Genomic DNA, 18567 nt, shown 5'->3' with positions numbered 1-18567 from the left:
GAGCGGCCATGCGCCGAGAACGACCCAGGCCACCCGTCGAGAAGTCGGTCAGTCGGCGATGCCCGCCAAGCGCCGTCGCAGCAGCACCGCCTGCGTGCGCGCGTCGGCCACGGCGCTCGCGGTCGAGCCGCCGTGCAGCGCCTCGCCCACCGCCAGCAGGTCGTGCGTCGCTTCGCGCGCGGCGCCCAGTCGGCGCTCGGCAGCCTCGCGCTGCTCGATCGACGCGTAGGGGGCGATTCGCAGCACCGCCTCCACACCGCCGGCCGCGGCCAGTCCGACGGCCGTGAGAGCCTCGCTCACCGAGCGCTGCACTTGCCCCTCACTCGGCACGCCCTCGAGGTCGACCCCCTCGATCACGGGCCCCGAGAGGCGCGCCCGGCGTGCGCCGCCAGGTTCGACGCGCACCGCCCAGTGCTGCCCGTCGGCGAGCTCGACCGCGCACAGCGCGGTCTCGTCACCGATCGGGAGTCCGTCGGCGCCCGCCGCGAGGGCGACCCGGGCCTCCATGCGCCAGCGCGTCGGCAGCACGTCGTGCAGCGCTTCGGACAGCACGCCCGCGGTTTCGAGCACAGCGGGGGCCTCGCGAGCCGACGATGCATCGACCCCCACCACGAGCGCGCGCGCCTCGGTCACCGTGCCGTCGACCTCTTCGACGCGCCAGACATCATCGCCCGTGCGCTCGACGGCGGTGACGGTCGCCGCGGCGACCTGCGCCCCGTAGAGACCGAGCCGCTGTTTCAGCTCTGCGAACGCTGCGGGCCAGCCCCCCACCGGCGCCACCGCGGTTTCACGTGCAACATCACGATCGGCGTTGGCCAGCACCGCACCCGAGAGCGACCCCGCGCGGGTGAGCGCCTCGTTGAGGCCGGGCACCGCCGCAGCGACCTCGACCTCGTCGGCGGCGAGACCGAAGCGTTCGCGCACGAACGGGTCGACCAGCCGCTCCACGACCGCCTCGCCAAGGCGACTGCGCACCAGCTCGCCGAGCGAGTGCGCCTTGCCGATCGTGAGCACCGGTTTCACCCGATCCAGGTACGCCCGCGCGGCGGCGCGACCGCCGAGCACGGCGACCGCGTGCGACGAGATGGGCACCGCGGGAATGCCCAGGGCCGCCGGAACGGGCTGCGGCACCCACTCCTGCTTGATGCCGCGCAGCAGCACGGGGTTCGGCGCAACCGACACGGCGCGCACCTCGTCGTTCACGTGCCCGCCCTGCGAGAGAGGCGCGGCGATGTGCTGCAGCAGTTCGCGCAGCACGCCGTCGGGATCGGGCAGTGCGTCGGCTCCGCCGACCGCCTCGGCGCGGGCCCGAGCGACCGCGGCAGGCGCGCCCTCGATCGGCCAGTCGCCAGTGCGCACCGAGAGGCCCACCTCGGCCAGTTCGAGAGCCGCCGACAGCTCGGGCAGGCCACCGCCGATCACGTAGACATCAACCACGCTGCTGCTCCTCTGACCCCGGGTTCGGCGACTGCGGCTCTACTGCGGGCGACTGCGGCTCCGCGGGCTGCTCCCGCGGTTCTGCAGATGGCGGCGCGGCCGCATCAGCCTGCGGAGCCGCCGCGCCCCCCTGCCCCGCGATGGGCGGCTGCGGCTGCGACTGCGACTGCATCTGCGGCGAGGTCGGCAGCGCCGGCTGCAGCGTCGGCGCCTGCACCTGCACCAGGTCGATGCGCGAGCGCCCGTGACCGCCCTTGCGGAAGATCCTGAGCGCCAGCCAGACGAACACCCCGAGCCCGACGATCTCGCCCAGCAGGCCGCCCGCGCTGCCGCCGTCGGCGGTCTGCGCGGTCTCGCCGCCGAAGCCGGTCACCATGAAGCCGAAGCCGACCAGGTTGTTGACGATGTGAATCGCGATCGCCGCTTCGAGGCCGCCCGTGCGCCAGGTCAGCCAAGCCGCGACGACGCCCATCAGCCCCACAGCCGCGAGACCCCAGAAATCGTAGATGTGCGCCATGGCGAAGGCCACCGAGGGGATGAGGATCGCGAACCACGGATTGCGCAGCCACGCCCCGAGCACCTGCATGAACAGCCCGCGGAAGACCACCTCCTCGGTCGCCGCCTGGACCGGCACGAGCACGATGACGAGCACCAGCGAGATCAGCGCCGCGTTCACGTCGAACGCGCGATCCGCTTCGGCGGGCGGCTCGGAGAGCGCCGCCGGATCCACGATCGCCTGCAGGCCGATCTCGGCGGCCATGCCCACCGCCGTCATCGCGATCAGCGCGAGCACCGCCGCCCCGAGCAGGCGCAGCAGCAGCCCCCAGCGCAGCCGCGCCGCGACCGACCACACGCGGCCCACGGGGCGCATGCCCAGCGTGAGCATCGCGAGGATCACCGCCGGCAGCATCACGATGATCGACAGCATGCTCATCAGCACCGACAACGGGCGCTGCGTGTCGATGATCTCGGTGCTGCCCGACGCGAGGTCGTTCAGGTACTCGGGATCGCCCGCCATCATCAGCGGTACGAAACCGACCGCCAGGATCACCGTGAACACGCCGAAGTAGACACCCGCGAGCAGCAGGAGCAGCAGCGGCTTCCACCAGCGATAGTTCGCCACACCCCGCAGCAGGCGGTGGTACTCGAGCGGCTCGGTCTCGACCGTCTGCATCACCGGCGCCGGAGCCGCCCACGCCCACTGCTGCGGCGCCGACTGCTGCGGCGCGGGTTGCTCTGGGACGCTCATGGATGTCTCCTTCTTCTCGCCGACGATCGCTCGGCGCACAGATCGAGGCGGGATCCTGCTGCTACAGAATCCTGCCCCATACCTCTGACAGTCTCGGGAGAAACCGCCGTGCCCGTCGAGCCGGGCCGGGCGAAAACGCTGCCGCGCCTTCGCTCACGCCCCTACCCCTCGCTTCGCTCCGTGGGCCGCCGCAGTAGCGGCGCCGCGGCGCGGCGAAAACGCTGCCGCGTCTTCGCTCACGCCCCGCGCAACCGCGCGGCGAGGTAACCGTGCAGCTCGGCCAGCGGCACGCGCTGCTGCTCCATCGTGTCTCGCTCGCGCACGGTCACCGCGTTGTCGTCGAGCGAGTCGAAGTCGACCGTCACGCAGAACGGCGTGCCGATCTCGTCCTGACGGCGGTAGCGGCGGCCGATCGCGCCCGAATCGTCGAAGTCGACGTTCCAGTCGTCGCGCAGATCCTGCGCGATCTCGCGGGCGAGGGGCGACAGCTTCTCGTTGCGGCTGAGCGGCAGCACGGCCACCTTCACCGGGGCGAGGCGCGGGTCGAGCGCGAGCAGCGTGCGCTTGTCGGTGCCGCCCTTCGCGTTCGGCACCTCCTCCTCGCGGTACGCGTCGACGAGGAACGCCATCAGCGACCGGGTAAGACCCGCCGCCGGCTCGATCACGTACGGCGTGTAGCGCTCGTTCTTGGTCTGGTCGAAGAAGTTGAGATCTTTGCCCGAGTGCTTCGAGTGCGTCGACAGGTCGAAGTCGGTGCGGTTCGCGATGCCCTCGAGCTCGCCCCACTCGCTGCCCTGGAAGCCGAAGCGGTATTCGATGTCGGCGGTGCGCTTCGAGTAGTGCGACAGCTTCTCCTTCGGGTGCTCGTAGAAGCGCAGATTCTCGGGGTCGATGCCGAGGTCGGTGTACCAGCTCATGCGCTCGTTCATCCAGTACTCTTGCCACTGCTCGTCGGTGCCCGGCTCGACGAAGAACTCCATCTCCATCTGCTCGAACTCGCGGGTACGGAAGATGAAGTTGCCCGGCGTGATCTCGTTGCGGAAGCTCTTGCCGATCTGGCCGATGCCGAACGGGGGCTTCATGCGCGCCGCCTGCAGCACGTTCGCGAAGTTCACGAAGATGCCCTGAGCGGTCTCGGGGCGCAGGTAGTGCAGGCCCGACTCGTCGTCGACGGGGCCGAGGAAGGTCTTGAGCAGGCCCGAGAAGGCTCGCGGTTCGGTCCACTGGCCGCGGGCGCCGCAGTTGGTGCAGACGATCTCGGCGAGGCCGCCCTCGGGGGCGCGGCCCTTCTTCTCCTCGAACGCCTCGATGAGGTGATCCTCGCGCTGGCGCTTGTGGCAGCTGAGGCACTCGACCAGCGGATCGCTGAAGACCTCGACGTGGCCCGAGGCTTCCCACACCTGCCTCGGCAGGATGACGCTCGAGTCGATGCCGACCACGTCGTCGCGCTTCTGCACCATGGTCTTCCACCACTGGCGCTTGATGTTCTCCTTCAGCGCGGTGCCGAGGGGGCCGTAGTCCCATGCGGAGCGCGAACCGCCGTAGATCTCACCCGCCTGGAAGACGAAGCCGCGATGGCGGGCGAGGGCGATGACCTTGTCGAGGCGGGACTGTTCAGCCATGTTCGATTCACTCCAAGGGGCAAGCGGGGATCTTGGGAAGCGCCGGGCGCGGGGCCCGGCGCATCCGACCATCCTACGCCCTCGGGTGCACCAAGCGCCGGGGCCGGCGACCGGGTGCGGCGGGCTACTGCGCCGGCGCACCCGGCGCCATGCCGTCGGCCCCCTCGGGCGGCGTGCCGCCGAAGCCGCCCGCCCCGGGGCCGCCCGGGGCTCCCGAGCCATCGCCGCCCGGCATGCCGCCGGGCGCACCGGCCCCGCCCATGCCTCCGGGGCCCTGCTGCGCGGTCGCCGGATCCCACTCGGCGCCGTTCGCGGTGACGGTGCCGCCCGTCACCGTGATCTCTCCGTTGGCGTCGACCGGGATGTCGCCGCCGTTGTCCGCGCTCGTGATGACGATGTCCCCGCCCGAGATGCCGATCGTGCCGTTCGAGTCGAGCCCGTCGGCGCCGGCGACGATGGTGATCGTGCCGCCCGAGATCTCGAGGCGCTCGCCGGTGTCGGTCTCCCGATCCGCGCCGCCCGTGTTGAGGCCCGAGGCGTTGATGCCGTCGTCCGAGGCCGTGAGGTCGAGAACACCCGCGAAGATGCCGATGTTCACGGCCTCCATCGCCTCGGTCGACTCGGTCACGGTGATGTCGCCGCCGCCCACCGAGACGGTCACCTCGCCCTTCACGCCGTCGTCGACCACCGCGGCCGTCAGCGTGCCGCCCGTGATCACCGTGTCGGTCTGGGCCTGCACCCCGTCATCGCCGGCGGTGATGTCGATGTCGCCCCCGGTCACGAGGATGTAGCCCCGCGTCTCATCCTCTTCCTGGTCGCTCTTCAGCCCGTCGCCGCTGCCGGCGGCGAGCGCGAGCGCGCCGCCCTCCACCACCAGCGCGTCCTTCCCGCGCAGCGCGTCGTCGGCAGCGGTGACCGTGAGGTCGCCCGACAGGATCACCAGGTCGTCGGTGCTCGAGATCCCGTCGTTGCCGTTGCCGTGCACCGAGAGGGATCCGGATCCCGAGATCGTGAGATCGGCCCGAGCGTCGATCGCGGCGTTCGCGGTGGCGTCGTCGGCGTACGACGCGGCGTCGGAGACCGTGTTCTCACTGCCGTCGGCGAGGTTGATCGCCACGTCGTCGGCGCTCTGCACCTCGATCGCGGGTCCGGCCGTGTTGTCGATGTCGACGCCGTCGAGGATCAGCACCACGAGCGCGTCATCGGGGGCGGCGACCACGAGCCGCCCGTCGAGGGCACCGCTCACCCGGTAGACGCCCGCCTCGGTGATGGTGACGGTCGATTCGTCGACGCCCACCCCGGCCGCGGAGGACGAGGCCGAGGATCCCGAGAGTTCGATGTCGACCGCGTCGGCGGCCGACCACTCGTCGTCGTTCACGGTCGTGTAGTCGGCGTTGGCGGCGAGCACCTCCTCGGCGCTGAGGTCGCCAGAGAAGACGTCGGCGCCGGCCGACACCGAGGCCGCCGCGGTCGGCGCCTCGGCTTCGTCGGCCGCGGCCGCGCACCCCACGAGCAGGGCGCCCGAGAGGGCGATCGCGGCGGCGGCGAGGATCTGGCGTTTCATGGTCGCTCCTTCGGGGAATGCGGATGGGTCTGCCGGGGTGAGGCGAACGGGCCGCGGAGCAGCCGCGCCCACTTGTTGCCCGGCAACTCGGGGTGCAGCGCGGCGGTGCCGGTGCCGAACTTGCTGATGTTCTGGGGGCGGTGGCCGGATCGCCACAGCGCCCGGTCGAGCGGGGTCACGTGCCCCACCGACTTCGACTCCACGATCACGTGCCCCGGCAGCGACAGGCGCCGCCCGTCGGCGTCGAGCCAGAGGAGGCCGGTGTCGACGGTGGCCCGGCTGCCGTCGCCGAGCAGCAGCGTCGTGCGCCGGTATCGGGTGGTGATCGCGGGGCGCAGCTGCGCGTCGAGACCGGGATCGAGGCCGATGCTCGCGAGCGACTCGGCAGCGTACACGCGGCCCTCGGCCGTCAGCCGGTCGAGGTCGCGCGCCGCATACGGGATGCGCTCCTTCACCGTCGCACCACGCCCGCCGCGGGTCTTCATCTCGAGGAACGCGGCTCCGCTGCCGGCGTAGGCGCGGGTGCGCAGCTTGAAGCGGCGCCGGCGGGGCTGCGCCGCCAGCCGGTAACTCAGGCGGTCCGGTGTGTCGAAGTAGACCGAGGCGTAGTCGCAGCCGTGCGCCCCGTCGACGTCGAGCACGCGGGTGCTCGCGTCGAGGCCGCGGATCACCGTCACGGCGTCGTCGGCGGGCAGCAGGTACTTGCGGTCGACCCGGGTCAGCAGTTCGGCGTCGGCGACGAGCTCGCCGAGCGTCACCTCCGAGAAGCGCTCCGTCGACCGCTCCACGGGGGTCACCGCGCCTCCCCCGACGCGATCTGCACCGCGCGCGTGCGCAGCGGGGCGACGAGTCGACCCCGCGTCGGCTGCGGCAGACGGTACCGCACGTCGACGAGCGCCGTGTCGTTCACGAAGTCGAGATCCTGTACCGTCATCGACGTCACCCGGCCGCCGAGCCTGCGCTCCAGCTCGCCGCGCAGTTCGCCCTCATCGGCGATCGCACGGTCGAGTCGCACCACCTGATGCCGGCTGCGCGCCAGCAGCGCCGGGTGATCCGCGAACCACATCACCGCCAGGATCATCACGATCAGCGCCACCGGTACCAGCAGCGAGTCGGTCGCGAGACCTCCGATGAGCCCCATCGCGAGCGCCGAGAAGTAGTACGCCACCTCGCGCTGCGAGATCTCCGACGACCGCAGGCGGATGATCGACAGCACGCCGAACAGGCCGAGGCCCAGCCCCGCCGCGATCTCGGTGCCGCCCAGCACCGACGTCACCGCCAGCACGCCGATGTTCACGCCGAGAAACGCCACCACGAGGTCTCTGCGGCGGTGCCTCGGGTAGTAGAGGCCGAGGGTGAGGATGAGCGCTGCGACCAGGTCGACAGCGATGAGGGTCAGGCTGGGGGCGGACACGCCGAGCTCCTATCGTCGAACGGAGTCGGCGACCGCGAGGGGATCCCGACTGCGTCCATTCCAGCGAACGGAGTTATGCGGACCTTATGATTCGACTGCGAGGCGGGTAGGAGCTCTCGGGGCGGATCGGCGGCGCTGCCGGGGCGGGCGGGATCGCACGCGGCCGGCCGGGATCGCCCGGCGAGTCGGGCGGGTTCACGAGGCGGATCGGCCGCGATCCCGCCGCGTCTCAGGAGAGATCGATGAGGTTCTCGGGCGACTCCCCCGCGCGCAGATGCGCGATCTGGCGCTCGATCAGGGCCACCATGCGCGGCTCCATCGCGCTCGAATCACCGCCGACGTGCGGCGTGATGAGGGTGTTCGGGCACTTCCACAGCGGGTGATCCTCGGGCAGGGGCTCGGGATCGGTCACGTCGAGCGCCGCACGCAGACGGCCCGCCTGCAGCTCGGCCACGAGCGCGTCCGTGTCGACCACGGGCCCGCGGGCGACGTTCACGAGCAGGGCGTCGTCAGGCATCGCGGCGAGCGCCGCGGCGTCGACGAGCCCCCGCGTGCCGTCGGTGAGGGGCACCGCGAGGATCACCACCTCGGCGTCGGCGAGGCACTCGTGCAGATCCTCGAAGCCGCGCACCTCGACCGTGTCACCGGCGAGATTCTGCTCTTCGCGCGCCGAGCGGGCCAGGCGGGTGAGCTGCACCTCGAAACCCGCGAGCCGCGCCTCGACCGCCTTCGCCACTCCGCCGTACCCGACGAGCAGCACACGGCGATCGGCGAGGCTCGGGAACTCGCGCAGATCCCAGCGGCCCTCGTCGCCCGCCCGCACGAACTCGGGAATGCCGCGCTGCGACGCGAGCGCGAGCGTCACCGCCAGCTCGGCAGTGGAGGTCTCGTGCACGGTCGCGGCGTTCGCGAACGCCAACCCGGCCGGCAGATGCCTCGCCACGCCGTTGTAGCCGATCGACTGCCACTGCACCAGCTTCACATCGACGCCATCGAGCGCCGACAGGCAGCGCGCGCCGCCCCAGTAGGGCGGTACGACGATATCGAAATACTCTCGCGGAGCAGGCGTTTCGAGATCCCAGGCGACGAACTCGACCCCGGGCACCTCGCCCAGGATGTCGCGCAGCGGCTCTTCGGCGGGCAGTGAGACGACGAGGTCATTCATACGATCGAGTGTAGTGTCGGCGCCAGTTCGCGCCAGGCGGATCGCGCCGTCCCGGGGCTCGCTGCAGCACTCGGGGGCAGTTGGCTGTAACGTAATGGATATGGACACCTCGTATTTTGAGCGACTCCCCGAGAGCATCCAGAAGCTCGTCGTCGACGGCCTGGATGCCGAAGTGCAGGCCGGGCTCGAGAAGCTCGACGAGGCGAAGAAATCGGGATCACTGGCCGTCGAGCAGCAGACCGCCATCGAAGGCGACATCCGCCGCGCCGCAGAGCTGCGCAACCGCTTCGCGCCCGCCTAAACGGCTCGCCGCTGCACCAGCGGTCGCCTCGGCGCGGGATCACGAGTCGACTCTCAGCTCCGCGCACCCGTTTGCACACCGCGCGCACAGCTTCGTTCGAGAGTCTGGAGCTCCAGCGGAAAGGAGAACCGGTCATGGGATTTCTTGAGGATGCGAAGGAAACCGCCGAGGCAGCGGCGAAGAAGGTGAGTCGCGCGGTCGAGGACGGCGTCGACAAGGCCAAGGACAAGCTCGACGAGGTGAGGGCCGAGGCCGACGTGAAGAAGGCGGAGGCCGACGTCAAGAAGGCCGAGGCCGAGCGCGACGCGACCAAGACCCGCAACGACATCAAGGACGACCTGCGCGACTGATAGCCGCGCGGCGCCGTGATCCGGCGCGACAGAGGCCCGGTCGGGATCGATCCCGACCGGGCCTCTGTCGTGCCGGGGGCGACGTCACCAGTTCTGGCGGAAGGCGTAGCGCCCGTCGATGAACACGTCGATGTATTTCGCACCGCCGTCGACGAGCTGCTGAGCGATGAACCGCACGGAGACCATGTGCTGCTCGTGTGCCCCGACCTCGAGGTCGAACACGTTCGGCATCAGGATCCCCGTGTTGCCGCCGCTGTCGATCACGGGCGTGCCGTCGACGCTGATCGTGACGCGGTTTCGGATCCCGGTCACGTTCACACCGACCTCGTGCTACTCGTGCGCCCCGACTCGAAAGGTGAAGCCTGCTGCCATGGCCACCAGTCAACCACAGGCGTGCGCGACCGAGCACCTGCCGCAGTCCGCGCGAATCAGTCTCGCGTCGACCACCATGCGAGGGCGACCAGGACGGGCTGGAAGAGCAGTCGCGCGAACCGCTTGTTCTCGGTGTCGAGTCCGAACGCGTTGCGCCGGTGGAGGTACTGGGAGACGTTGCCGGGGAACACCAGCACGAAGAACGCGGCCGCTATCGCCCCCACCAGGCGCGCGCGCCTGCCCTGGGAAACGGTGAGCGCGGTACCCAGCGTGATCTCTGCGACGCCGGACGCGACGACGGTGGTGTCCGGTTCAAGTGGCACGAACTCGGGGACCTGCGCTTGGAACTCTTTCCGGGCGAACGTGAGATGCGCGGTACCGACGAAGATCAGGGCTGCGCCGAGCAGCGTCTTCGTGAGGTGTCTTCCGCGGTGAGCGCCCATGCCGCCCATTATGCAGCAGAAGCGAGGCCGCCGGCCAGGGGTGCCCGCGGCGCGCGTCGGCGGGGTCCGGCCGTCCCACGGCAGAACCAACCCGAGCGGATCCCCCCGCCGACGGATGCGAGGCCGCCGTTCTCTCCGTAAGGTCGAAGGCATGGACGAGAACGAGCCCGAAGAAGAGAAGCAGCGGTCGAGCAACTGGCTGGTCTACGGCATGGTGTTCGGCATGCTCGCCGGGGTGGTCATCGGATCGCTGACCGACCAGCTCGCGTTGTGGATGGTGTTCGGGATCTCGATCGGGATCGCGGTGAGCGCCGGATTCTCGAAATCCGGCAAGTAGACGCGGTTCGAAGCCCCGTGACTGGGCGCTCGCACCGCGAAGCGTCGGAGAAGCGCGCGGGGCGGCGACTCCTGAAACGGAACGATCCCCCGACTCCCTGGTGTCTTCCAGGCAGTCGGGGGATCCGATTCGGTGGCGGGTGAGGGATTCGAAACCTGCCGACTGCCAAGCGCCACCGTGGACAGGCCGAACATTGAATTGGCCTGGTTTGAGTTCCGACCGGTTTTCCTGTCAACCTGTCGGTGACAGAAGTTCCTCGGCCTCAGCATAGTAGGCCTGCTCGACCTCGATCGGGGTACGCATATCGAGCTCCCCGTGAAGGCGCTCATGGTTCCACCACCACACGTATTCGAGGGTCGCGAGTTCGACCTGCTCAACCGTCCGCCAGGGGCCCTGCTGTCGGATCAGTTCGGTCTTGTAGAGGTTGTTGACCGCCTCAGCCATGGCATTGTCAAAACTGTCGCCGACCGTCCCGGTCGAGGGCACTGCTCCGAGTTCCGCAATGCGATCCGTATAGACCATGGCGGTGTAATTCGACCCGTGATCGGCGTGATGGATCAGGCCATCGAGCCTGCCGCCCGATTGCCACGCAGCCATATCGAGTGCCTGCATCGGCAGAACCTCAGATTTCAGCGTCGCAGCGACATTCCAGCCCACGATTCTGCGCGAGTACACGTCAGTGACGAACGCGACATAGGCGAACCCAGACCAGGTGGCGACGTAGGTCACGTCGCACACCCAGAGCTTGCGCGGCCCGTCAGCGGCGAATCTCCGGTTGACGAGATCGGCAGGCAGTGCCGCCGTTTTGTTAGGGCGTGTGGTGAACACGCGCTTTGATTTCCGTACCCCGCGCACGCCGGCGAGCCGCATCAGACGCTCGGTCTGGTCGCGGCCGATCTTCCACCCCTCACGCTTCAGCAGGGCATGCATCTTCCGGCGCCCGTACACGCCATAGTGCTTCGCGTGGAGCCGCCGGATCTCAGGGAGGAGCAACTCGTCGCGCAGCTGCCTGGCTGAGGCCGACCGGGCTTTCGCGGCCCGGTATCCGCGGGAGGTGAGGAACCCACGAACTGCCGCACGCAGCGTACGACAGAGGAACTCGACCCCGAAACGATCACGGTACTCGTCGATGAATCTGATCATTTCGTTCGTGGCCGGTCGAGTTCCTTCGCGAAAAACACGCTCGCGGCTTTGAGTACCTCGTTGGCCTTACGGAGCTCGCTCACCTCGCGGCGTAACCGCCGGTTCTCCTGGGCCATATCGATCGAGGTGCCAGGCTTCGCGCCGGTATCGATGTCGTAGCGGCGCTGCCACACGCGCAGCGTCTCCGGGCTCACTCCGAGGAGCCCACCGACGTGTCGGCAGGCCGCGGTCAGCGACTCGTGCTCGGGACGGGCTTCGGCGAGCATCCGAAGTGCGCGCTGGCGAAGTTCAGGGTCATATTTGCTTGGCATCGTAGTTCCATCCTTGTATAAAGATCGGAACTCAAACCAGGCCAATTCACTCGCGGAAGAACGTCGGGCCTCCGAACGGACGCAACTACCGGCCGATGAAACCCAAGCCGTTCTGATGGAGATCAGTATGGGGGCGGACCCAAGTCAGCTCGATAGCGTGATCACGGAGCTTGAGGAGATGTGGAGTAGCGATGGCGATTCGTGACGACGGTGGTCTCCACGTGAGCGCATCCCGTTACGACGCCGCACACGCGGAAACCGTGATCGCGGAGCTCGAGGAGCAGTACGCGGCCGGCGAGATCGACCGGCACGCCTACCTCGAGAAGAAGCGCGGCTTGGTGCGTCTCTTCCTCAAAGCGACCACGCAGCCGAAGCGCCGTCGCAAGTACGTCGAAAACTACGACGGCGACTAGGGGCTACCGCCGCCCCAATGCGCGGCGTAGCCTGAGCGCATGTGCGCTTCATACGGCCTCACCGGCGACGGCACCCCGATCCCTCTGCCGGGCGAGGATGAGCCGATCAGCGAGCCCGGGTCGCTCGCGCTGCTCAACGACTGGATCGAGCAATACGACGGGCACGCGAAGATCACCGGGCGCAAAGCGAAAAACCTGAACCCAGTCCTCATTGGAGACCGCCTCGAGCTTGGATGGTGGTCGCTCTGGGCAGACGGCAGCGGCCCCCGCGGACGCAACAGCTTCAACGCCCGCGACGACTCTCTCGTGAAGCGATGGAGCCACGCGTTCCAGCAGCGGGCCCTGCTGCCGGCGAGCTGGTACGACGAGGGCAAGCCCAGGTGGTCCCTCGCCGACGGGTCGCCGTTCTGGATCGCTGCCGTCACCTCGACCGTCACCGACGACGAGACCGGCGAGGCCCGCCTGACCTACGCCATGGTCACCCGACGAGGGATCGGCAAGGCCTCGGCAGTGAAGTCGAAGAGCAGCGGCGGCACCGAATCGCGCATGCCGCTCCCCATCCCCGCAGACTTCGCCTCCGAATGGCTCAACCCAGACCGTCCAGGAGACGCAGGCCTCGTCGCGGAGGCACAGATTGCGTCGGAGGATCTCGCCCGGGCGATGGAGCCGGATCGTCCGATCGACGTGTCGGAGACCCTGTTCTGACGCATCTGACGCAGTAGACAGAAACTCCTACTGATGTACGCCCGGTACAGGCGCCACCGCTGAGTGATGACGGTGACGCCTGCCCTTCTCCCCCGGGAAATGGCCGGCCTCTCGCGCGATCACCCTTTGGCGGCGGGAGACGACAACTGCCCTTCGAGAAGCCGACAACCCAGACGATAACGCCTAGATATAGATCATGCGAGACCCCAGAAATACGAAAAGCCCCCTGCAGCGTCCCGAACGCCCCGCCGTGCCCGTTCTGCGACAGCCCTGTGATGATTCCTTGGAAAGAGTGGTGGGAATACCCAAGATGCGACGGAGTGAGGCTACCAAGCATGGAATCTGAATCTCCGGCATCTGCTACTTCATCGTAGGGTTAAGAATTCCTTGTTGGTAGACGGTATTCGTGCTTAGAAGTGCATCCACTCTGTCCGCCCAGTCATTATCCCCGATTAGCGCATTCAGCCACCTCTTGGCCACGATGATTGTGGAGTATGGACCGGGCAATTTGTGCTTGGGTTCCCGTTTCTTCTCCTTGGGTAACGCAGCTACGAGAACATCAAAAGTGCGGTTCCATAGTTGCGAATGATGAGCACACTTGTTCCGGAGAACAGAGAAAGTATGTAATCCACTGCTGAATCCTGTGGTTTGAAGGCCCAAGCTCTGCGCAGCAGATTTACTCAACTCGGGTTCGTTGAGATACCAACTCATTTTTGCGACGGCACCAAACGTCATGACTTCGATCGCAACCCAGACGGATGCTCGGGCACGCCTCGGCCGCGATGACCTTGGACGTGTACGCGGACCTGTTCGATGACGATCTTGAGGCGGTTTCGGAGCGTCTGGTTTTGGCGATCGCGTCTCAGGGTGTTGTCAAAGTGTTGTCACGGGACGATTCCTGAAACGAAAAAATCCCCCGACTCCCTAGTGTTTTCTAGGTGAGTCGGGGACTTAGTTCTGGTGGCGGGTGAGGGATTCGAACCCCCGTAGGCAGTGCCAGCTGATTTACAGTCAGCCCCCTTTGGCCGCTCGGGTAACCCGCCGTCGGTCGCGCGAACACGACCAAGAAACCACTGTAGCGCCTCGCTCCCGCGAACGGAAATCGGTGGCAGCCGAGGCGGCGTGGCAGGATCGGAGCATGCCCGCGCTCCCCGAAGAACTCACCCTGCTCGCCGCCGACCGGGTCGACGACATCCCCAGCAGCACCTTCTACCGCATCGCCCGCCTGCGCCAGGAGGTCTTCGTGGTGGAGCAGGACTGCGTGTATCTCGACCTCGACGGCCGCGACCTCGAGCCCGGCGCAAGGCAGCTCTGGGCGCAGACCGACGGCGGCGAGGTCGCGGCGACCGTGCGCATCCTCGACGAGAGCGCCCACGAGGCGAACCTCGTGAGCATCGGTCGCGTCGTCACCGCGCCGGCCTGGCGCGGTCGCGGCGTCGCCGCCGCACTGCTGCAGGCCGCGATCGAGGCGTGCGCCGGGCGCGCGATCCTCATCCACGCCCAGTCGCATCTCGCCGACTGGTACGGCAGGTTCGGCTTCGCACCGTGCGGTGAGGAGTTCCTCGAGGACGGGATCCCGCACACCCCGATGCGGATCGGCTGACTCTCACCCGATCTCCCGCCCGGCTCGGGAAACGGTACGCACGACCGGCCGGGGTCAGGCGTCGACCACCTCGTCGAGGCCGGGCACCGCGATCGCGAGCCCGTGCCGGTGCGCCCGTGCCGATACCGCCTGCTCCCGCAGCAGCGTGAGCAGTTCGACCGGCCCCGCCATCGTGACCGGCTGAGCCCACAGCGCCGCACGGTCCAGGCCGCCCATCCACTCGGCCGCCCGCACCGCGTCTCCGCCGATCAACCGCACACGCTCGGCCACCACTCCGTCGGCTCCGACGGGGCCCGCGACCGCGAGCCGCTCCACCCAGTCGTCGTCGCGCTCGAGCGACACCTCGATGCCCTGGCGCTCGAGGAAGGCCGTGACGGCGGGAGGCAGCACCTTGCCGGTCGACACCGACACCCGCGCGCGCACCAGCAGGGCCGCGGCGATCACCCGCACCAGCCACGCGATACTGCCGCCCTCGGCGAGCCGCAGCTGCGTGGTGACGGGCAGGTAGCGGATCACGTTGCGCTCGATGCCGAGGCCGATCGTGTCGCGCTCCACGCCGAACGACGTGCGCCACGCGAGCGCGTCGGCGAGCGCCGCGCGCCGCACCTCGTCGAACTCCTCGTAGTGCAGCACCGACTGCGCCGCCTCGATGAGCAGGCGCACCTCGGGTTCGAGCCCGCGCAGATGCAGGGTGTCGCTGCGCGTGCCCTCGCGCAGCTGCCAGGCGCCGAGCGGCAGCAGACGATTGGGGCCGCCGCTCAGCGCGGGCAGACCCGTGGCGGCTGTGCCCCAGACCCCTCCGGGGTGGCGTTCGATGCGGGCCGCGGTGGTCGGGCGGTTGACCGCCAGCGACGCCGCTTCGACGCCCGCGAGCCAGTCGAGGATCTCGTCGGCGTCGTTCGACTGCAGGCCGGCCGCGGCTCCGCTGCCGTCGGCGTTCTGCAGACGCAGCGCCTCGTCGAGGGTGTGCGCGTGCGCGATGCCGAGCACGGGCACGCCGAGCGCGTCGCGCCAGAAGGACGACGAGGCCGACACACCCGACCGCACGCCGGGGCTCCACAGCCGCCCCTCGTCGTCCAGTCGGCGCGGCTGCACGAGCCACTCCTCGCCGCGCCCCAACTCGGTGAGCGCACGCAGCGCGGCGCCCGCAGCGGGCGCGGGCAGCGGGCCGACGTCGAAGCTGAGCGGGTCGGCGTGGCCCGGCCGAGCCGTGTCGCCCACCCGCAGCGCGCGCACCGCGTCGGCGAGCCCCTCGCGGAAGCGGCGCGACCGCGCCACACTGCCCAGCAGGATCGCGACGTGCGCGGCGCGCGGGTGCGCCCCCGCTCCGAGGAACGCTGAGGCGACCACGTCGTCGATCGCTCGGTCGAGGTCTGCCGACGGCGCCACGAGCACCGCGCCGCGGGCGTGGAAGCGCCCCTCGATCTGCAACTCGGGTCGGCGGCGGGCGATCTCGCGCGCTGCGGCGCGGTCGCCGAGCACTATCGCGCGATCGATGTCGGCGCACGACACCTGGTCGAAGAGCCCCGTCGGGTCGCGCACCACCTCGATGCCGACCGCGCCGGGTGTGACACCGCCGACCTCCCACTCCTCGAGCAGCACCTCGGCCGAGCGTCGAAGGCGCCGGGGCACCGCCCACAGCACCCCGCTGCCGGCCGCGAGCGCGGCGAGCACCGACTCGGCCTGCGCCGAGAGCGGGGTGCTCTCGTCGGCGACGACCAGCACCAGCCCCTCAGACACGAACGTCGCGCCCCTGACGGCCGCGAGCCCCTCTGCGAGCTGCCCGTAGTAGCGGCCCGCGTCGACGATGTCGTTGACCTCGGTGTCGAGCTCCATCGCGGGGGCGCCCGTGTCGGCCGCGAGCGTCTGCAGCAGGCGGTCGCGCGCGGCGACCACCGCGAGCGCGGCCCGGCGCAGCCGCGACGCCCTCGTTCGGGCGGGCTGGCCGCTCCACCGCTGACCGGCGTCGCGCGCGGCCCTCGTGACCTGCTCGATCTGCTCTGCCTGCTCGACCTGCTCGGCGGCCCCTGCCTGCGCGGGGTCTGCGGAACGCTCGGGGTCACGCGCGTCAGCGGCCTCATCGGCGGCCGGGGCCGCTTGCTCGACCGCGATCGCGGGGTCGGCCTCGGTCTCGGGTCCGTTGAGATCGGCGGCAGTCGCATCAGCGGGGGCGGCGGCAGAAGCGAGCGGACCGCCGGCGGCCGGAGTCGCCTCGGCGGCCGGCTGCGCCGCCGCCAGAGCCTCCGCGTCTTCGGCCGCACGCGCGAGCAGCGCGCGCACCCAGTCGCGGTTGCCCGCGAGGCTGGCGTCGGTGGTGGGCTCGCCCGCGAAACCGGACTGCGAGACCACCGGAATCGGGCACGGCGGTGCGAGCGACTCGAGCCTCACCTCGCCCGTCGAACCGCGCGTGAGGCCGAGCACCGCCGCGGTGAGGCCGCCGGTGTCGAAGCGCGCGGGCTCGTCGGGTGCGCGGTAGAACAGGGCGCTGTCGCGCTCGCTCGGATCCCACTCGCGGGCGCGCATCTGTGTGCGGTGGGAGGCGGGTGCCGGCTCGGCGGCGAGTGCGGCGGCGGCGCGGAATGCCGCCTGTTCGGCCTCGAGCACCTCGCCCCCGACGATCCCGTCTGCGGAAACGGCGACGGGGGCGCGAGACCCGCCTTCGGCATCGTCCGCGCCGACGGACCCGGGATCGGCCTCAGCACCGGCACCGGCGTCAGCACCGGCACCGGCACCGCCCCCTCCACCGGCAGCGGAATCGGACCCGCCGTCGGAACCCGAATCGATAGCGGGATCGACGCCCTCCGACTCGAGAGCGTCGTATCGGGCGATGACGGATTCGGGATCGGCGGCCTCGGCGGCGAACGCCACGAGCGTGTCGACGGCGCCGGCGAACTCGCGGGGTGCGACGACCGGCAGCGAGACGCGCACCTCGGCCCCCACGTCGGAGAGCGCCTGCGCGAGACCCGGCGCGATGCCGCTGCGCAGCTGCAGCGAGAAGAGGCCCTGCGAACCCAGGTGCTCTGCGAGCGCTGCGGTGCCGCTCAGCACGAAGAGGTCTTCTGTCGCGATGACCGGGCGCAGCACGGCCGCGCGCCCGGGATGCAGAGCGAGTTCGATGAGGCGCAGCAGCTGCGCCGTGACCTGCTCGCGCTCTTCGAGCACCGGCACCGCGAGGCCGCTCTCGATCGAGGTGATGCGCTCGGAACTCGCGACGCCGGCCACCCCGATCACCGTCTCGACTGCGGCTCCGCCGTCGGCGGCGCGCTGCTGCGCCCACCGACTGATGCGATCGTAGTGCTCGCGCGACTCGGGCAGCTCGGCCATGATCCGCACCCCGACCCGAACGCGGTCGAGCGCGGCATCGGCGAACGCGCGCACCACGATCTCGGGCAGCAGTCGCGCCCACCGCACGCTCCGGGGCTCGAGGTGCACGGTGGTGCCGTGCTCGGCCGCCGCGTCGAGCACGGGGCGGATGCCTCGTACCACACGGGCGACGTCGTCTTCGGCCGACCAGTCGCTGCCGCCCGGAGCGATGCGGGCGGGGTCGATCACGAGGTGGTTCACGGCGGGCACCGCGCAGAGCGCGGCCAGTCGGGCGACCTCGGCCTCGGCGCCCGCGGGGCCGTGCACCGCCTCGCCCAGCGGCACGACGACGGGCGCCACCCCGGCCTCTCCGAGCCTGCGCAGCGCCTCGGTGAGACGGCTCATCCTGCCGGGGCCCGCGGTCGGCCCCGCAGCGGGCAGCTTGGCGGCGAGCACGAGATCGGCGACGCGGTCGCGCAGCCGCTTTCGGGCCATCGGCAGCACCGCCCAGGGCAGCCCCAGCGAGGTGGCGCCGCCCGCACGCACGGCCAGGCGATCGCGCACCGGCAGCGAGGGCGGCACGTCTTGGGCCACCTCGCGCAGCCCGGCCGCCGACACGAACACGTCTTCGGTGCTCGCGAGCAGCTCGAGCAGCCGCCGCGTGAACTCGAAGCTCTCGGGGTCGCGCCGCATCGCCCTCAGAAACCCCGGCCGCTCATCGCCGTCGCGGGAGCGCAGCACGGAGAGCCACCCGTCGACGCGCGCCTCAGCCTGGTCGGCGACTGCTTGCCACGCCGCTTCCTGACCGAAAGATTCTGCTGCCATGTGCCCACTG

General features: G+C 70.0%; 18 protein-coding genes, 1 tRNA gene and 1 pseudogene. 7 read left to right on the top strand and 13 right to left on the bottom strand.

Annotated elements, in window-relative coordinates:
• Window positions 1-48: 48 nt before the first annotated feature.
• The 7 genes from Leucomu_RS00750 to Leucomu_RS00720 all read right to left on the bottom strand — a co-directional run bounded on the left by Leucomu_RS00750 (window position 49) and on the right by Leucomu_RS00720 (window position 8451).
• On the bottom strand, window positions 49-1437 hold the full coding sequence (locus Leucomu_RS00750) for a hypothetical protein (protein ID WP_128386022.1): 1389 nt from the start codon (window positions 1435-1437) through the stop codon (window positions 49-51).
• The gene (locus Leucomu_RS00745) at window positions 1430-2686 is read right to left on the bottom strand and encodes a CPBP family intramembrane glutamic endopeptidase (protein ID WP_228407152.1); all 1257 of its coding nucleotides are present in this window, start codon (window positions 2684-2686) and stop codon (window positions 1430-1432) included. Before Leucomu_RS00745 ends, Leucomu_RS00750 begins: the two co-directional genes overlap by 8 nt.
• A gap of 236 nt (window positions 2687-2922) precedes the next feature.
• On the bottom strand, window positions 2923-4308 hold the full coding sequence (locus tag Leucomu_RS00740; RefSeq protein ID WP_128386020.1) for a glycine--tRNA ligase: 1386 nt from the start codon (window positions 4306-4308) through the stop codon (window positions 2923-2925).
• A gap of 124 nt (window positions 4309-4432) precedes the next feature.
• Entirely contained in the window at window positions 4433-5872 is a 1440-nt protein-coding gene (locus Leucomu_RS00735) for a carbohydrate-binding domain-containing protein (RefSeq protein ID WP_128386019.1), read from the bottom strand.
• Window positions 5869-6669, bottom strand: coding sequence for a polyphosphate polymerase domain-containing protein (locus tag Leucomu_RS00730; RefSeq protein WP_017884248.1), 801 nt, complete (start codon window positions 6667-6669; stop codon window positions 5869-5871). Before Leucomu_RS00730 ends, Leucomu_RS00735 begins: the two co-directional genes overlap by 4 nt.
• Window positions 6666-7286, bottom strand: coding sequence for a DUF4956 domain-containing protein (locus tag Leucomu_RS00725; RefSeq protein ID WP_017884247.1), 621 nt, complete (start codon window positions 7284-7286; stop codon window positions 6666-6668). The genes Leucomu_RS00730 and Leucomu_RS00725 overlap by 4 nt, the downstream gene beginning before the upstream one ends.
• Window positions 7287-7515: 229 nt before the next feature.
• Window positions 7516-8451 (bottom strand): 2-hydroxyacid dehydrogenase, encoded by a 936-nt coding sequence (locus tag Leucomu_RS00720; protein ID WP_017884246.1) that lies wholly within the window; start codon window positions 8449-8451, stop codon window positions 7516-7518.
• A 100-nt stretch (window positions 8452-8551) separates the two neighbouring features.
• Here Leucomu_RS00720 and Leucomu_RS00715 point away from each other — a divergent pair, with 100 nt between their 5' ends.
• Together Leucomu_RS00715 and Leucomu_RS00710 are read left to right on the top strand one after the other, a co-directional pair.
• Complete coding sequence (locus Leucomu_RS00715) at window positions 8552-8752, top strand: hypothetical protein (protein WP_017884245.1); 201 nt, start codon at window positions 8552-8554, stop codon at window positions 8750-8752.
• Between the two features lie 134 nt (window positions 8753-8886).
• On the top strand, window positions 8887-9102 hold the full coding sequence (locus tag Leucomu_RS00710) for a hypothetical protein (RefSeq protein ID WP_017884244.1): 216 nt from the start codon (window positions 8887-8889) through the stop codon (window positions 9100-9102).
• An 84-nt stretch (window positions 9103-9186) separates the two neighbouring features.
• Here Leucomu_RS00710 and Leucomu_RS00705 read toward each other — a convergent pair whose 3' ends face one another.
• On the bottom strand, window positions 9187-9414 hold the full coding sequence (locus Leucomu_RS00705; RefSeq protein WP_128386018.1) for a hypothetical protein: 228 nt from the start codon (window positions 9412-9414) through the stop codon (window positions 9187-9189).
• 116 nt (window positions 9415-9530) lie between these two features.
• Window positions 9531-9926 (bottom strand): DoxX family protein, encoded by a 396-nt coding sequence (locus Leucomu_RS00700; protein ID WP_017884242.1) that lies wholly within the window; start codon window positions 9924-9926, stop codon window positions 9531-9533.
• A gap of 142 nt (window positions 9927-10068) precedes the next feature.
• Here Leucomu_RS00700 and Leucomu_RS00695 point away from each other — a divergent pair, with 142 nt between their 5' ends.
• Window positions 10069-10254 carry a hypothetical protein gene (locus Leucomu_RS00695; protein WP_017884241.1) on the top strand — a complete coding sequence of 62 codons (186 nt, stop codon included), beginning with the start codon at window positions 10069-10071 and terminating at the stop codon, window positions 10252-10254.
• Between the two features lie 231 nt (window positions 10255-10485).
• On the opposite strand, the gene Leucomu_RS00690 is transcribed toward Leucomu_RS00695, so the two are convergent.
• Window positions 10486-11708 (bottom strand): IS3 family transposase gene (locus tag Leucomu_RS00690; protein WP_128387728.1). Its coding sequence is split into 2 segments (ribosomal slippage): window positions 10486-11423 and window positions 11423-11708, totalling 1224 coding nucleotides; the frame shifts between segments, so codons are not numbered across the junction.
• Window positions 11709-11899: 191 nt separating this feature from the next.
• Between Leucomu_RS00690 and Leucomu_RS00685 the strand changes: the two genes are divergently transcribed.
• Together Leucomu_RS00685 and Leucomu_RS00680 are read left to right on the top strand one after the other, a co-directional pair.
• Window positions 11900-12121 (top strand): SHOCT domain-containing protein, encoded by a 222-nt coding sequence (locus Leucomu_RS00685; protein WP_128386017.1) that lies wholly within the window; start codon window positions 11900-11902, stop codon window positions 12119-12121.
• Window positions 12122-12160: 39 nt separating this feature from the next.
• The gene (locus Leucomu_RS00680; RefSeq protein WP_128386016.1) at window positions 12161-12826 is read left to right on the top strand and encodes an SOS response-associated peptidase family protein; all 666 of its coding nucleotides are present in this window, start codon (window positions 12161-12163) and stop codon (window positions 12824-12826) included.
• A 360-nt stretch (window positions 12827-13186) separates the two neighbouring features.
• On the opposite strand, the gene Leucomu_RS15875 is transcribed toward Leucomu_RS00680, so the two are convergent.
• On the bottom strand, window positions 13187-13537 hold the full coding sequence (locus tag Leucomu_RS15875) for an Abi family protein (protein ID WP_407656664.1): 351 nt from the start codon (window positions 13535-13537) through the stop codon (window positions 13187-13189).
• A 41-nt stretch (window positions 13538-13578) separates the two neighbouring features.
• Between Leucomu_RS15875 and Leucomu_RS16005 the strand changes: the two are divergent.
• A pseudogene (locus Leucomu_RS16005) lies at window positions 13579-13728 on the top strand (site-specific integrase); the annotation flags it as partial.
• 56 nt (window positions 13729-13784) lie between these two features.
• On the opposite strand, the gene Leucomu_RS00670 reads toward Leucomu_RS16005, so the two are convergent.
• A tRNA-Tyr gene (locus Leucomu_RS00670) sits at window positions 13785-13869 on the bottom strand.
• Window positions 13870-13964: 95 nt separating this feature from the next.
• On the opposite strand from Leucomu_RS00670, the gene Leucomu_RS00665 reads away from it, so the two are divergent.
• Complete coding sequence (locus Leucomu_RS00665) at window positions 13965-14429, top strand: GNAT family N-acetyltransferase (protein ID WP_031290065.1); 465 nt, start codon at window positions 13965-13967, stop codon at window positions 14427-14429.
• A gap of 54 nt (window positions 14430-14483) precedes the next feature.
• Here the strand turns inward: Leucomu_RS00665 and Leucomu_RS15305 are convergent, their stop codons facing one another.
• Window positions 14484-18557 (bottom strand): proline dehydrogenase family protein, encoded by a 4074-nt coding sequence (locus tag Leucomu_RS15305; RefSeq protein WP_128386014.1) that lies wholly within the window; start codon window positions 18555-18557, stop codon window positions 14484-14486.
• Window positions 18558-18567 lie beyond the last annotated feature (10 nt).

Source organism: Leucobacter muris (assembly GCF_004028235.1).
In the GTDB taxonomy this organism is placed as follows: domain Bacteria; phylum Actinomycetota; class Actinomycetes; order Actinomycetales; family Microbacteriaceae; genus Leucobacter; species Leucobacter muris.
Note: the sequence above shows the minus strand (reverse complement) of the source record. Positions and strands in the feature narration are given on the sequence as shown.